Below are 14,088 nucleotides of genomic sequence, written 5' to 3' on the forward strand. Positions count from 1 at the left end.
GTGGTCACAAGTTGTCAGCCCGCAACAGGATGAGTAAGCTGCTGCCATGAATCAGCTATCAATATCTGCCTCCTCGCCGAACACTCGTGGCCCGGCCGAGCACGACATTCGTGACCAGATTATCGCCGCCGCCAATGAGCACTTCAGCCAGTATGGCTACGCTAAAACCACGGTGTCCGACCTGGCCAAGGCCATCGGTTTTTCCAAGGCGTACATCTATAAGTTTTTTGATTCCAAGCAGGCGATTGGCGAGGCCATTTGCGCCAATTGTCTGGGGCAAATCGTTGCAGCGGTCGAACAGGCCGTTAACGCAGAAGCTGTTTCGGCGACCGAGCGTTTCCGCAGATTGGTAAAAACCGTCATTGCCACGGGTGTGAACCTGTTCTTCAACGACCGCAAGCTTTACGACATCGCGGCGTTTTCCGCCTCGGAGCGTTGGCACAGTGCCCAGGTGTATGAAGCACAGATCAAAGACTTTATTGTCGACATCGTGCGGCAAGGGCGAGAGGCGGGGGAGTTCGAGCGCAAGACTCCACTGGACGAGACAGTCGAGGCGATCGATCTGGCGCTGCGACCTTTCGTCAACCCCTTGCTGTTGCAGCACAATCTGGATTTCATCGAGCAAGCGCCCACGCTGACCTCCAACCTCATCCTGCGCAGCCTCATGCCCTGACTGTCGCTGATCAAATTTTTCAGTCGATTCGAGTCAAAACGACATCCCCCCGCATGACGCTTCCTGTTCCCGGCAGATGATTGCCGGGAAGGCGCAATATTTTGCTCGTCGTGACCATTGACTGAATTGGTCACATGGATAATATGGCTTCGCTGTAGTGCTCGATGTTCTATTCCAGTGATCTCCATAGAGTCCCGACAATGAAAAAAACAATGCTCAAGAGCCCCGTGGGCCTGGCCGTCGTGCTTGCGTCTTCCAATGTGCTTGCCGGTGGCTTTGCACTCAACGAACAAAGCATCAGCGGGATGGGGTCCGGGTTTGCCGGGCGATCTTCATCGGCCGAAGACGCCAGTACGATCTACGGCAACCCGGCGGGCATGGCGCGACTTAAACAAGAGCAGGTCAGCGTGGGGGCGGCGACATTGTTCGCCAAGTCCGATATCAGCCGGACTCGCAGTACGTTCGGCGGCAAGGAGGACGGCGATATGGTGCCCACGACCACCGTACCGATGGGCTATTACGTCAAACCCATCGATGAGCACTGGGCATTCGGCGTTGGGTTTTATGTACCTTTCGGGTTGATCACCGACTACGGCAGTGGGTTTGCCGGACGCTATTACGCCAACAAGAGCGAAGTCACCACGCTGACTTTCCAACCGACCATCAGCTACGCCTTTAACGAAAAAGTCTCGATCGGTTTCGGTCCGACCATCAACCGTATCGGTGGAGAGATATCGGGCATGGTGCCCAATCCATTAACCCCGGGGCGCAATGACGGCAAGCTCAAAAGCACGGGTGATGACACCGCGCTGGGCTTCAATGTCGGTGTGCTGGTGCAGGCGACAGATCAAACCCGTCTGGGGCTGACTTATCACTCCAAAGTCAGTTACCACCTGGATGCGAAAACCAAGGTCACCGATGGCATCTTCAGCGTGCTGGGCGTCAGCGGCCGCAGTTATGACGCATCGCTGGATGTGGACACGCCGGAGTCGGTGGACTTTTCGGCGACACACCAACTCAACGATGACTGGACGTTATATGTCGGTAGCACCTAGACGCGCTGGAGCCGTTTCAAGGAGCTGACGATCGAAAACAGCGGCCTGCCGCCGTTGCTGAGCGGCCAATTGGGGACGATCAGCGAAGAGCAGGACTGGCATGACACGTGGGCTCACGCCATCGGTGCCGCCTATCAATTGAATAACCAGTGGGTGCTGCGTAGCGGGTTTTCGGTTGATCAATCACCCGCCAACAACACCCATCGCGGTCCCCGTATTCCTACGGGCGATCGAAAGGTTATCAGCTTCGGTGCGGGCTGGACGCCGGTGGAAAATCTCACCATCGACTTCGCTTATTCCTACCTCTGGGAGGAGAGCGTGAAGGTGAACGACACCTCGTCATCCAGAGGTGCCTACAGTGCCAGATACAAGAACAGTGCGAGCGGGCTCGGTACGTCTGTCAGCTACCGTTTCTAGCTGAGGGCTGTACTCACAATGTGGGGGCGGGAGGGCGTGCTGCCTCCCGCCCCCACACGCGCAAGGGCATGTTTATCGGGCCGATTCTCGCAGCGAGGATGGCCCTTTTTTGTACGTCAAACCCCCATGACTTTGGCCATCAGGCTCTGATGAAAACGCCGTGGCATGGCCCACGTCAAAACCGCGATCGGCCTTTTGCTGCGTACTGTCGAGCAAACTCTTTGCGCAGCTGGCGAGCTTCATCGCGACGCAACAGGCAGGGTTTCAGGAACTTGCCAGCCGCCGCCGAGCGCTTTGAATGCCGCGACCGCAGCCCGCGCCGATTCTGTCCGTGCTTGCGCACGGGCATCGGAAGCCTGGAGTAACGTTTCGTCGGCGTGGAGCACATCAATCAGGCTTGCGGTGCCTTTTCCGTAGGCGATAAAAGACGCTTGGCGAGCCTGTGTCAGAGAAGCCTCGCCTCCCGCGAGCGTGGTGGCCTGAAGGTTGCGGTTCACCAGGGCGGAGAAGGCATTCTCGACATCCTCAGTGGCGCGTAACACCGACTGACGATAAGCGGCCAGCGCTTCGGCTTCCTGTCCTTTGGCCTGATCGATCTGCGCGTTGATCCGGCCTACGTCAAAAAGTCTCCAGCGCAACCCAAGGACGGCCGCCGACTGACTGGCGCCGCCAGTGAACAGGTTGCCGCCGGAAACAGCCGTTGCGCTACCGAGCAATGCGCTGAGCGAGAGTTTCGGGTAGTACTCGGCAATCGCCACGCCGATACGTGCATTGGAGGCTGCCAGGCGGCGCTCGGCGACGATCAGGTCCGGCCGGCGGCGCAGCAGATCGGCCGGCGTTCCCGAGGCGTTTATCGGCGGCACAACAGGAATGCGCTCCGTACCGGCCAGTTGCGTGCGGTGAGTCCCTGGCGGGGTGCCGAGCATGACGTCCAGTGCATTCATGGCGGCATCCAGGCCGGTCTGCAACACTGGCACGCTTGCCTGGACCTGCGCCAGCGCTCCCTCAGTCTGTTGAACCTGATAGCGGGCAGCGAGGCCCTTGCCGTAGAGCAGGCGGACTTTCTGCAGCAGTCCCTGCTGCGTTTCGACTTGGCGGTTGGCAATCTCCAGTCGCGCCTGCAACCCACGGAGGGTGATGTAGATATCGGCCGTCTGCGCTGCAATGGCCAGGCGTGTAGCGATTGCGCCCGCTTTGGAGGCCTGGTATTCGGCGAGTGCGGCTTCGCGCTCGCGTCTCAGCCCGCCAAAGACATCAATCTCCCAGCCGGCATTGAGGTTGAGCTCGTAGGCACTTCCGTAGCGATCATAGCCAGGCGTTGAGTTCAACACCTGGCCGAGCGGCGTCTCGACGGATTGATAGGCGCGTGCGGCCTGGCCATCAATGCTCGCGGAGGGCAACAGAGCGGCATTTGCGGCCCCCAATCCTGCCCGTGCCTGTGTGACCCGCGCCGCTGCTTGTGCCAGATCGAGGTTCTGTTCCAGCGCCTGGGTGACGAAACCGGTCAACACGGGATCGTTAAAACTCTCCCACCAGTTGACCAGGCGGGTCGGCGCCGTTGCCGGCGTCTGTTCGGCTGCTGGCTGACTCAGGTAACGATCGGAAAGCGCGAGGGCAGGCCGTTGATAGTCGGGACCGACCGCGCAGCCTGCCATCAAGCTGGCGGTCACCAAAAGCGTGATAGGGCGAACAGGAGACATTGAGGTACCTGCAACGAGGATGGTAAGTGACCATATTAAATTATGGTCACATCTTTCAGGTCAACGATAACTTGGATATCTGCGCCATGCACTACAAGGAAGTGACCATTGACATTATTGGTCACCGTACTGAAAATGCCGAGCATGTCCTATTCTCGAGTAACGGAACCTATGCGCCGGCCTCTAGCTGTACCTATTGCCGTTTGTCTGTTGCCGCTCGTCCTGACGGCGTGTGGTGACTCATCCGTCGTTGACGATCCCCGTACGCGTGCCCCGTTGGTGAGATCCGCTGCGGTTCAGGCCGCTTCAGATACTTCACGTTCTTTCACGGGTATCGTGATCGCCCGCGTCGAGGCTGACCTCGGCTTTCGGGTCTCGGGCAAAATACTCGAACGCCTGGTTGACACAGGCCAGACGGTCAAACGAGGTCAGCCACTGATGCGCCTCGACCCGATTGATCTCGGGCTGCAGGCGCGGGCACAGCAAGAGTCGGTCATGGCCGCTCGGGCGCGAGCCATACAGACCGCGGATGACGAGGCCCGGTATCGCGACCTGGTCGCCGCCGGCGCCATCTCGGCCTCGGCCTACGATCAGATCAAAGCCGCCGCAGATACCGCCAAAGCTCAGTTGAGCGCGGCGCAAGCGCAGGCTGACGTCGCTCGCAACGCGTCGGGTTATGCGGTGTTGCTTGCTGATTCCGATGGCGTGGTGGTGGAGACGCTGGCCGAGCCAGGACAAGTGGTAAGCCCGGGACAAGCCGTGGTTCGACTGGCGCGGGCAGGGCAGCGCGAAGCCATCGTGCACCTGCCCGAGACGCTACGTCCGGCGGCAGGTTCGACCGCGCAGGCCACACTTTATGGCAACACCTCGGGTGCCGTGACAGCCAGGCTGCGGCTGCTGTCTGATTCGGCCGATCGCATGACGCGCACCTTTGAGGCGCGGTATGTGCTGGAGGGCGCGCTGGCCAATGCGCCGTTGGGTTCGACCGTTACGCTGCAGATCGCTGGCAGCCGCGCAAATGCACAGGTGTTGCAAGTGCCGCTGGCGGCGGTTTATGACCCAGGCAAAGGCCCCGGCCTCTGGGTGATTGCAGGCAACCCGGCCAAGGTGACCTGGCGGCCTGTGCGGATGTTGGGCGTGAGCGATGACATTGCGCGAGTCGACGGTGAACTCAAGGTCGGTGAGCAAGTTGTCGCTTTAGGCGCACATCTTCTGCGTGAGGGGGAGGAGGTGAGACTGGCTCAACAGGCTGACGTCCAGGTTGCCGGGAGCCGTCCATGAGCCAGGGGCGCTTCAATCTTTCGGCGCTCGCCGTTCGCGAACGTTCGATCACGGTGTTCCTGATCTTCCTGATCGGTGTTGCCGGGATCCTGGCGTTTTTCCAGCTCGGGCGCGCGGAAGACCCGCCGTTTACGGTCAAGCAGCTGACAGTCATCACTGCGTGGCCGGGCGCAACCGCGCAGGAAATGCAGGACCAGGTCGCCGAGCCGCTGGAAAAACGCCTGCAAGAGTTGAAATGGTACGACCGCACGGAAACCTACACTCGTCCGGGGCTTGCCTTCACCGTGGTGACACTGCTTGATCGTACGCCGCCCTCCCAAGTGCAGGAGGAGTTCTACCAGGCGCGCAAAAAACTCGACGATGAGTCGATCAAGCTACCGGCCGGCGTGATTGGCCCGATGGTCAACGACGAGTTTGCAGATGTGACCTTTGCGCTGTTTGCCTTGAAAGCCAAAGGCGAGCCGCAGCGACTGCTGGTACGTGATGCCGAATCGCTGCGCCAGCGCCTGTTGCATGTGCCAGGCGTGAAAAAGGTCAACATCATTGGTGAGCAGAGCGAGCGCATCTTTGTCTCCTTCTCCCATGATCGGCTGGCCACGCTGGGGGTAACCTCGCAGGATATTTTTGCCGCGCTGAACAATCAGAACGTACTGACGCCGGCCGGCTCGATTGAAACCAAGGGGCCAGAAGTCTTCCTGCGTCTCGACGGCGCCTTCGACAAGGTGCAGAAGATTCGTGACACACCGCTGGCGATTCAGGGGCGCACGTTGAAGCTCTCGGACGTTGCTACGGTCGAGCGGGGGTACGAAGATCCGGCCACCTTCCTTGTGCGTAACAACGGTGAGGAAGCGCTGTTACTGGGTGTGGTGATGCGCGAGGGCTGGAACGGCCTGGACCTGGGCAAGGCACTGGATGTGGAGACAACCCGGATCAACGAAGGCATGCCACTGGGCATGACACTCAGCAAAGTCACCGATCAGTCGGTGAATATCAGTTCAGCCGTCGACGAGTTCATGATCAAGTTCTTCGTCGCCCTGCTGGTGGTGATGCTGGTGTGCTTTCTCAGCATGGGCTGGCACGTCGGTATTGTCGTGGCCGCAGCGGTGCCACTGACGCTTGCCGTGGTGTTTGTGGTGATGGCGGCAACGGGCAAGAACTTTGACCGGATCACCTTGGGATCGCTGATCCTGGCGCTTGGACTGCTGGTGGACGACGCCATCATTGCGATCGAGATGATGGTGGTGAAAATGGAGGAGGGCTACGACCGTATCAAAGCGTCCGCGTATGCCTGGAGTCACACCGCCGCACCGATGCTTTCCGGCACGCTGGTGACCGCTATCGGCTTTCTGCCCAACGGCTTCGCGCAATCGACCGCTGGCGAGTACACCAGCAACATGTTCTGGATCGTAGGCATTGCCCTGATTGCCTCATGGGTGGTTGCGGTGGCCTTCACCCCCTATCTGGGTGTGAAGCTGTTGCCTGACATCAAGCAGGTCGAAGGTGGTCACGCGGCCATTTACAACACGCCCAACTACAACCGCTTCCGCCGGATCTTGACGCGCGTCATCGCCCGCAAATGGCTGGTCGCCGGTACTGTGATCGCGACGTTTGTCCTGGCCGTTGTCGGCATGAGCCTGGTCAAGAAGCAGTTCTTCCCCACCTCGGATCGTCCCGAAGTGTTGATCGAAGTGCAGATGCCCTATGGAACCTCCATCGAGCAGACAAGTATCACCACCGCCAAAGTCGAGGCATGGCTGCAAAAGCAGAATGAAGCAAAAATCGTCACGGCCTATATCGGACAGGGTGCGCCGCGTTTCTACCTGGCCATGGCGCCGGAACTGCCTGATCCGTCATTCGCGAAGATTGTGGTGTTGACGCAGAGCCAGGAAGCACGGGAAGTCCTCAAGCTCCGTCTGCGCGAGGCCGTCGCCGAAGGGCTTGCTCCAGAAGCGCGGGTCAGGGTGACGCAGTTGGTGTTTGGTCCGTATTCACCGTTTCCTGTCGCCTACCGAGTGATGGGGCCCGATCCCTCGACATTGCGTGAGATTGCCGCTCAGGTGCAGACCGTGATGCAGGCGAGCCCCTTGATGCGAACCGTCAATACTGACTGGGGGCCGCTGACACCCGCGCTGCATTTCACCCTGGATCAGGACCGCTTGCAGGCGGTGGGACTGACCTCCAGTGCGGTCGCGCAGCAGTTGCAGTTCCTGCTTGCCGGGGTACCGATCACGGCCGTTCGTGAGGACATCCGTTCGGTCCAAGTGATCGGGCGTGCGGCGGGGGACATCCGGCTCGACCCTGCAAAAATACAAGGTTTTACGCTGGTGGGCGCGGCGGGCCAGCGGATTCCGCTGTCGCAAGTGGGGACGGTGGACGTGCGCATGGAAGATCCCGTCCTTCGGCGTCGTGATCGCACGCCGACCATCACTGTACGCGGCGATATTGCCGAAGGCTTGCAGCCTCCGGACGTTTCAAACGTGATCACTAAGGCGCTGCAGCCGGTCATCGACACGCTGCCGGAGGGCTATCGTATCGAGCAATCGGGGGCTATCGAGGAGTCGGGCAAGGCTGGGCAAGCGATATTGCCGCTGCTGCCGATCATGATCGCCGTCACGCTGCTGATCATCATTCTGCAGGTGCGTTCGGTGTCGGCAATGATCATGGTGTTCCTGACCTCGCCACTCGGGCTGATTGGTGTGGTGCCAACATTGCTGCTCTTCCAGCAGCCGTTCGGTATCAACGCCTTGGTCGGGTTGATCGCCCTGTCGGGGATTCTGATGCGTAATACGCTGATCCTGATTGGACAAATCCATCACAACGCACAAGAAGGACTTGATCCGTTTCACGCCGTGATCGAAGCCACGGTACAGCGTGCTCGCCCGGTGCTGCTGACTGCGCTGGCGGCCATCCTCGCGTTCATCCCGCTGACGCACTCGGTGTTCTGGGGCACGCTGGCTTACACACTGATCGGCGGTACGTTCGTCGGGACCATCGTGACGCTGGTGTTCCTGCCGGCGATGTACTCCATCTGGTTCAAGATCAGTAAGCCATAGCATTGAAGCCAGCTTCACCGCTCGCGACTGCTACGGCAGTCGCGAGCGGTTCTTGCGGTTGATCCCCCGAGCATTACGCTCTTCGAATGCCCGGGACAGGCCGATCTGGACTGGAGTGCGTCGACTCAGGCGGCCTGGTACAGACGGCGTTCGAGCAGCGTGCTACCCCGCAGGCGATGGCTGGCCTTGGCCGCGGCCAGTACGGCCAGGTCCAGCAGCGGTTCGAGGGCGACGACGGTCATGTAGGCGCTGCCGAAGGTCAGAACTGACAGGGCGTTTTCGGCTGTGAAGCCTTGTCCGTAGAAAGCCCAGAACGCAACCCAGGCGACAATGCCTGCCTGGAAAGCGGTCGACAGCCCCAGCGCTTGTCTGTAACTCAGTTCCACATACGGCGTGTCGGGCGCGATGATGCGTTTCGCCAGGGCAGCGACTGCGCACAGCGGTACCAGCAGCGTGGTGACATTCATGCCGTATTGCGGCAGGTCGAATGGCGCGAAGAACAGGCCCTGGATCAGCAGCCCCAGGGCGAGACCCGCTGCGGCGGGTGCGGCGCCAAGCAGCAGAAACAGCGTTGACCCCAGTATGAGATGCACCTCGGAAACACCGACCGGATAGTGCGGCAGTAGCTCGAAGAAGCTGAACACCAGGGCCGTGGCAGTGACAGTCCGAGCCAGCAGCGAAAAGACCCCACGCTCACCGATGGCTTGCGCCGCGAGTTTGACGGTGTAGGCGCCGACACCTGCGGCAGTGACATAGCTCAGCCAGAGTTTTCCGGCCTCCACCAGATCAGGTTCGATATGCATGACGATTGCTCCTTGGCCGCTTCGCGACCTCGACAGTAAAAAAACGGATGACTGCGCTCTCAGTTTGCGGCTCGGCTGATCGCTACCGGCTCGCGCCGTGGCAGGTGTTCGTGCTCATGTCCATGGGGCGGCGGGCAACTCGCATTGAGCAGCGTGACCGGTTGTCCGTGTGGCGTGTTCACGTAGGCTTGCTGCCATTCTTCGGTGCGCCGGGTGATGTCTTCGAAAGCGGTCAAACCGAGTGCGGTGACCATGCTTTCCATGGCCGCAATCCACTGCCGGTAGTACGTGTCGTTGACGCTTTCTCCGGGCTGCGCCGGGCTTGCCTTGATCTCGTCGCTGAACGTCTGCACCCAGTCCTTCCAGGGAAATAGACCGATCTGGTGCAGGTGTAGCAGCAGGGAAAAAGCCTGGGCCTGCCAGGGTTTGTCGAACACCGGGCCTTCATTGTCGAGAGATAGCCCGGTGATGGGCGGGATGTGAAGCTTGCTGGCGTTCATACGGCCTCCAGATAGTTGTCCCACAGATCAATGCAGACACTGTCCGGTCGCGCCACGCCCCACAGCTCTGTCGCACTGAAGCGCACGGCATAGACCTGTTGCGGTTGTTCGCCCAGACCGTGGGCCATGGTGTCCGGGGTGGCAAACGCACCGTGTGCAATCTCGATGGTCCCGACCTTGCCGCGCGCGTAGCGTGGCAGTCGGGTGTGGGTGGTTGGATTGAAATTTTTCGTCCGCACTCGGTCACCAACCCGGAAACGGCCGGCGACAGGCTCTTTCGCCCTGGATGAAGCGCCGCCAAGAGTCACCGCCTCGACGATGTCTGGTGTGAGCACCGTTGGGGGCTGCGTCGGCGAGGTCGGTTTGACCGTGCCCTGCAGTTCGCCAGCGCTGATCACGCCTTTTTCCTGCAGCAGGGTCTCGAAGGCGTGCAGCCAGTGTTCGTAGTAACTCGACTGCAAGTACTCCGCCGGTTCCATGCGTTCGATGGCGTGTCGGAATTCGTCGACATTGAAATATCCGCCGACGAAGAGCGAGGCGAACAGCGGAAAGATCCTGCGTTCCCAGTCGTGATGGAACACCGGTTCATTGTCTTCGGTGAGCACCGGGCCGAACCCGTGCATACCGCCTAAGTCGTGTACACCGTTCATGGTTTTCTCCTTCGCGTGGTCAGGCTGCGTCGCCCGGTGTCTTCGCCAGGCCGGTACCGATCATGGCGTCACGCGTCACCAGCTCGACCAGGCGTTCTTCGCTCCAGCCGTCAGTGCCCGCCGGACGCTCCGGCAGTACCAGGTAGCGCAGCTCGGCACTGCTGTCCCAGACCCGAACTTCCTTGTCATCGGGAACAAGCAAACCGAATTCGGCCAGCACGCCACGTGGATCGATGACTATCCGTGAGCGATAGGGTGCGGATTTGTACCAGGCGGGGGGCAAGCCCAGAGTGGGCCAGGGATAGCAGGAACACAGCGTGCAGACCGTCACGTTGTGCACGGTCGCGGTGTTCTCCACCACCACCATGTCTTCGCCCTGCACGCCGGAAAAACCCAGTTCGGCAATCGCCGCAGTGGCATCTTCCAGTAGCCGGTGCTTGTAATCGGGATCGAACCAGGCCTTGGCGACCACCTGAGCGCCGTTGCGCGGGCCGACCTTGTGCTGGTAAGTGTCCACCAGCGCATCCATGGCGGTCGGGTCGACCAGACCCTTTTCGATCAGCAGGGATTCGAGCGCCTTGACACGCAGGGCGATGGCCTCGGGGGGCTCGGTGTGATCGTGATCGTGATGATGTTCGTGCGTATGGCTCATGTATTGACCCCTCTGAATTTGCTACTCACGTTCAGTGCGATGCGCCGGTTTACAACGTCCGCCAATCGACAGAGGCCTCGAACGCTGCTGCGGCTTGATACAGGGTGCCTTCGGCATAATGTTTTCCCACAAGCATCAGCCCCACGGGCAGTCCGTCCACCAGGCCGCAAGGGATCGACATGGCGGGGTGCCCGGTAATGTCCTGAGCGGCCGTATTGCCCAGCATCTCCAACGCACGCGTGACGGTTTCGGTGATTGAAGCACCCGGCTCAGGGAGCGGCTGAGCGGTGATCGGCACGGTCGGCATGACGAGCAGGTCATAGCTGTTCAACGCCCGGTCATAGGCGGCGCGGGCAAAGCGCGCAATGTTCTGGGCCTTGGCGTAGTAGCGACCGTGGTAGCGCTCCAGACCGAACTGACCCACGAACATGCACAGCTTGAGTGACGGCGACAATGCGTCGGCCTGATCGCGCCAACCAGCCTGTTTGTCCAGCAGGGCCACGTCGTAAAGCCCTTTCCAGTTAAAACCCGCGCCGTTGCCGTGCATCATTTGCATGGTCAGGCCTTCACAGCCGATAGGACTCCACAATGCCCCCGCCAGGTTGTGTTCGGGTACTGAGACCTCCTCGACCCGCGCGCCCAACGCCTCGAGCCGGGCGATAGCGCTGCGCACCTTTTCTGCGATACGCGGGTCCTGGTTAGCGAGCTGGAAACCTTCCTGAAGAATTCCGATCCGAAGTCCGGTCACGCCTCGTTCCAGATAATCGCTATAGGCATCGACCTCGGGAGCGGTCTGGCGAGGGTCGAGTCCGTCCGCTCCAGCCATCACTTCAAGCATCAGAGCGTTATCGCGGACGTTGCTGGTCATCGGGCCGACATGGTCGAAAGTTGCCTCGATCGCCATGACGCCGGTATAGGGCACCAGACCGAAGGTGGGCTTCATTCCGTAAATGCCGCACCAGGCTGCCGGAATGCGGATGGAACCGCCCTGGTCGCCACCGACAGCCAGGTCGACTTCACCCGACGCCACCAGCGCTGCGCTGCCGGAAGACGAGCCGCCGGTGGTGAAACCACGGCGATAAGGATTGTGCACAGGGGCCGGGTCTGAAGTATGGCTACCGCCGGAGAGGCAGTAATGTTCACAAGTGGCTTTGCCGAGGATGGTGGCGCCAGCGTCGAGCAGACGCGTCACCACAGTGGCGTCAAATGACGGTACGAATCCTTCCAGTGGCGCGGCACCGTTCATCATCGGGACACCGGCCAGAGAGATATTGTCCTTGAGCGCAACCGTCTTGCCGGCAAGCTTGCCTGAACTGGCGCCCATCACCTCGGTTCTGTAGTACCAGGCGTTCAGCGGATTGTCCGTACTTGAAGGGCGGTAACCGACACTGCGCTCGTAGCACACCGGGGGGATGAAGTCTGGCAACTCATCGACAAGATCGTAGGCATCAAAACTGGATTGCATGAGCGCCAGGTATTCGCTGGCTTGCTCGGGAGTCAGCTGTATGTGCAGGCGGCTGGCGAGATCCTGCACTTGTTCGAGCGTCGGGCGGATGATGGCCATGGGGTGTCCTGTGTCCTGTGCCAACCTGTTGGGTTGGCAATGTCTGTTCAAACGTCGTCTCGGGGAGGCCCGGTTACGGTGCGCACTATTGGCGATGTCGCGACCGGGCTGGTATCAAGCTATCTGCGCACATTGAGCGGCGCTTGGTTGAGGAGGACATTCGCTTGGTTGAGCGGGACGCCGTATTGCTGTAGCGCCGGTTTTTGCCGAGCGTGTCAGTCTTCGGATTCGGCCGTGGTCGGTTTCCGGGACGACTTGCCGGGTTTCGGCCAGACAACCCCGACGCTCTTCATACCTTTGGCCGGGTCCATTTCCGGGTGCGCGAGTACCACGTCCCGATAGGAGGGGCTGCCGATCACCGCCGGTTTGAACTTGATGAGGAAGTCATTGACCTCCTTGCGCAGGTCCGGGGCCAGACCGTAATCGTCGTAGCACGCCTCCAGACAATCGAGCACCGCTTGCCAGTGCACCTCGGTCAGCCCCATCCCGCGATGCGCGGTGACCATGTCTCTGCCCCTGTATTTGGCGCTGCCACCCCAGTGCTCGGAAAGGAAGTCGACAAAATTGATGTGTTCCTTCTGGAACGTCGATTCCGACATATGGGCCCAGATGTGCCCGATGGCGGGGTGGCCCATTGTTTTTCTCAACACGGCGCCTGCGAACTGATAAATCGCGTCATAGCCGCCAAGACGGGTATAGAGGGAGGGTTGTTGTTCCACGGTGGGTTGCTGGTCGGTCATTGTCGGGTTACTCCGTTTAAGATCAGGGTCATCTCATGAGCCGGTTGGCACGCTTGATACGGGCTGCGCAGAGGAGGAGGGCTAGAAAACCCTGACGTAGCGCAGGTTCATGCGAAAGTCCTCTTTGGGGCCGTTCTCCACCGCAAGGTCGCGTCCTAGTTGCACCTGGAATTGGTCCCTGGCGGTCAGAAACTTTCTGGCCGTGACGCGGACGTTGGTGGTTTCCATCCTGTCGTCCTGGTTGACACCATCGACCTGGTTTTCCCCACCCCAACTGTGGCCGAAGCCGATTGCCAGCGCCGTTGTCTCGTCGGGCATGTAGCGCCCCATCAACTGGGCGCCATAGGAAACGTCCTGCTCGCGACGGGCGGAGCTGGCGCCGTAGTCGTTGTTGTCTCCGTACCAGATGGCGTCACCGACGAGGTCGATGGCCCACTTTTCTGTGAAGTGCTTGACGTAAGCGGCCTGGAGATCGAATTTCCAACGGTTCTCGCCAAGGTTGAGCGCGTCGTCCTTGTCGTAGTTGCCAGTCGGCACGTACAGGTAAGCGGTCGCACCGAGGGTGTCGTTGGCGTCGTTTAGACGGTACTTGAGCGGCGCAGTAAGAATGAGGTCGCCGATGCCGCTGGCGTCGCCCAGCGCAGACGCATCACCACCGCCTGAGACATGGCCGAAGGGCAACAGGAATTGCGGCTCGATGGTCAGCCGCTCGCTCAGTTGGTAGACGTGCAGCAGACGCAATATGCCGACGTCGGACGTCAGGTTGAAATCGGAGCTGGTCTTGTGCCCGTTGGAATAGGCTTTGTCGGTGCTGGCGTGCTGGTAGTAGACCACGCCGATGGTCGCGCCCACGGGGAGCGGCTCGTAGTCGCCAGGATCGACCTCGAGCGCGTGGGAGGAAAGGCTGGGGAGGAGGGCTGCAAGCGACAGGTAGCGGAACCGTTTCATGATCGAAGATCCTTTTTTCGGGCAAAAAGAGCCCCGCTATCGCCAGTCAGGC

Annotated in this window: 11 protein-coding genes and 1 pseudogene; 4 read left to right on the plus strand and 8 right to left on the minus strand. The window is 60.4% G+C overall.

Annotated features, from left to right (window positions below; genetic code table 11):
• The first annotated feature begins 46 nt into the window (after positions 1 to 46).
• Entirely contained in the window at positions 47 to 673 is a 627-nt protein-coding gene (locus BW33_RS04430) for a TetR/AcrR family transcriptional regulator (RefSeq protein WP_047597302.1), read from the plus strand.
• 200 nt (positions 674 to 873) lie between these two features.
• Positions 874 to 2,145 (plus strand): annotated as a pseudogene (locus tag BW33_RS04435) (OmpP1/FadL family transporter).
• A 239-nt stretch (positions 2,146 to 2,384) separates the two neighbouring features.
• Here the strand turns inward: BW33_RS04435 and BW33_RS04440 are convergent.
• Positions 2,385 to 3,845 (minus strand): efflux transporter outer membrane subunit, encoded by a 1,461-nt coding sequence (locus BW33_RS04440; protein ID WP_047597303.1) that lies wholly within the window; start codon positions 3,843 to 3,845, stop codon positions 2,385 to 2,387.
• A 171-nt stretch (positions 3,846 to 4,016) separates the two neighbouring features.
• On the opposite strand from BW33_RS04440, the gene BW33_RS04445 reads away from it, so the two are divergent.
• Positions 4,017 to 5,126, plus strand: coding sequence for an efflux RND transporter periplasmic adaptor subunit (locus tag BW33_RS04445; protein WP_047597304.1), 1,110 nt, complete (start codon positions 4,017 to 4,019; stop codon positions 5,124 to 5,126).
• A complete protein-coding gene (locus tag BW33_RS04450) occupies positions 5,123 to 8,179 on the plus strand; it encodes an efflux RND transporter permease subunit (protein ID WP_047597360.1) in 3,057 nt (1,018 codons plus the stop codon). The genes BW33_RS04445 and BW33_RS04450 overlap by 4 nt, the downstream gene beginning before the upstream one ends.
• Before the next feature lie 125 nt (positions 8,180 to 8,304).
• Here the strand turns inward: BW33_RS04450 and BW33_RS04455 are convergent, their stop codons facing one another.
• From BW33_RS04455 to BW33_RS04485, 7 genes are all read right to left on the minus strand, one after another.
• Entirely contained in the window at positions 8,305 to 8,982 is a 678-nt protein-coding gene (locus tag BW33_RS04455) for an energy-coupling factor ABC transporter permease (protein ID WP_047597305.1), read from the minus strand.
• A gap of 59 nt (positions 8,983 to 9,041) precedes the next feature.
• Entirely contained in the window at positions 9,042 to 9,482 is a 441-nt protein-coding gene (locus BW33_RS04460) for a nitrile hydratase accessory protein (protein ID WP_047597306.1), read from the minus strand.
• Positions 9,479 to 10,132, minus strand: coding sequence for a nitrile hydratase subunit beta (gene nthB, locus BW33_RS04465; RefSeq protein WP_047597307.1), 654 nt, complete (start codon positions 10,130 to 10,132; stop codon positions 9,479 to 9,481). Before nthB ends, BW33_RS04460 begins: the two co-directional genes overlap by 4 nt.
• A 19-nt stretch (positions 10,133 to 10,151) precedes the next feature.
• Positions 10,152 to 10,784 carry a nitrile hydratase subunit alpha gene (nthA, locus tag BW33_RS04470; RefSeq protein ID WP_047597309.1) on the minus strand — a complete coding sequence of 211 codons (633 nt, stop codon included), beginning with the start codon at positions 10,782 to 10,784 and terminating at the stop codon, positions 10,152 to 10,154.
• Positions 10,785 to 10,833: 49 nt separating this feature from the next.
• A complete protein-coding gene (locus BW33_RS04475; RefSeq protein ID WP_047597310.1) occupies positions 10,834 to 12,348 on the minus strand; it encodes an amidase in 1,515 nt (504 codons plus the stop codon).
• Positions 12,349 to 12,563: 215 nt separating this feature from the next.
• Positions 12,564 to 13,088, minus strand: a complete 525-nt coding sequence (locus tag BW33_RS04480) for a group I truncated hemoglobin (RefSeq protein ID WP_047597311.1) — start codon at positions 13,086 to 13,088, stop codon at positions 12,564 to 12,566.
• 81 nt (positions 13,089 to 13,169) lie between these two features.
• Positions 13,170 to 14,036 carry a transporter gene (locus BW33_RS04485; protein WP_047597313.1) on the minus strand — a complete coding sequence of 289 codons (867 nt, stop codon included), beginning with the start codon at positions 14,034 to 14,036 and terminating at the stop codon, positions 13,170 to 13,172.
• Positions 14,037 to 14,088 lie beyond the last annotated feature (52 nt).

Origin of the sequence: Pseudomonas sp. RIT288, from assembly GCF_000631985.1 — a bacterium.
Lineage (GTDB): Bacteria > Pseudomonadota > Gammaproteobacteria > Pseudomonadales > Pseudomonadaceae > Aquipseudomonas.

Excerpts from the sequence above, each read along its gene's own strand:
- BW33_RS04430 (WP_047597302.1), top strand. The coding sequence starts at position 47 with ATGAATCAGCTATCAATATCTGCCTCCTCGCCGAACACTCGTGGCCCG.
- BW33_RS04440 (WP_047597303.1), bottom strand. The coding sequence starts at position 3,845 with ATGTCTCCTGTTCGCCCTATCACGCTTTTGGTGACCGCCAGCTTGATG.
- BW33_RS04445 (WP_047597304.1), top strand. The coding sequence starts at position 4,017 with ATGCGCCGGCCTCTAGCTGTACCTATTGCCGTTTGTCTGTTGCCGCTC.
- BW33_RS04450 (WP_047597360.1), top strand. The coding sequence starts at position 5,123 with ATGAGCCAGGGGCGCTTCAATCTTTCGGCGCTCGCCGTTCGCGAACGT.
- BW33_RS04455 (WP_047597305.1), bottom strand. The coding sequence starts at position 8,982 with ATGCATATCGAACCTGATCTGGTGGAGGCCGGAAAACTCTGGCTGAGC.
- BW33_RS04460 (WP_047597306.1), bottom strand. The coding sequence starts at position 9,482 with ATGAACGCCAGCAAGCTTCACATCCCGCCCATCACCGGGCTATCTCTC.
- nthB (WP_047597307.1), bottom strand. The coding sequence starts at position 10,132 with ATGAACGGTGTACACGACTTAGGCGGTATGCACGGGTTCGGCCCGGTG.
- nthA (WP_047597309.1), bottom strand. The coding sequence starts at position 10,784 with ATGAGCCATACGCACGAACATCATCACGATCACGATCACACCGAGCCC.
- BW33_RS04475 (WP_047597310.1), bottom strand. The coding sequence starts at position 12,348 with ATGGCCATCATCCGCCCGACGCTCGAACAAGTGCAGGATCTCGCCAGC.
- BW33_RS04480 (WP_047597311.1), bottom strand. The coding sequence starts at position 13,088 with ATGACCGACCAGCAACCCACCGTGGAACAACAACCCTCCCTCTATACC.
- BW33_RS04485 (WP_047597313.1), bottom strand. The coding sequence starts at position 14,036 with ATGAAACGGTTCCGCTACCTGTCGCTTGCAGCCCTCCTCCCCAGCCTT.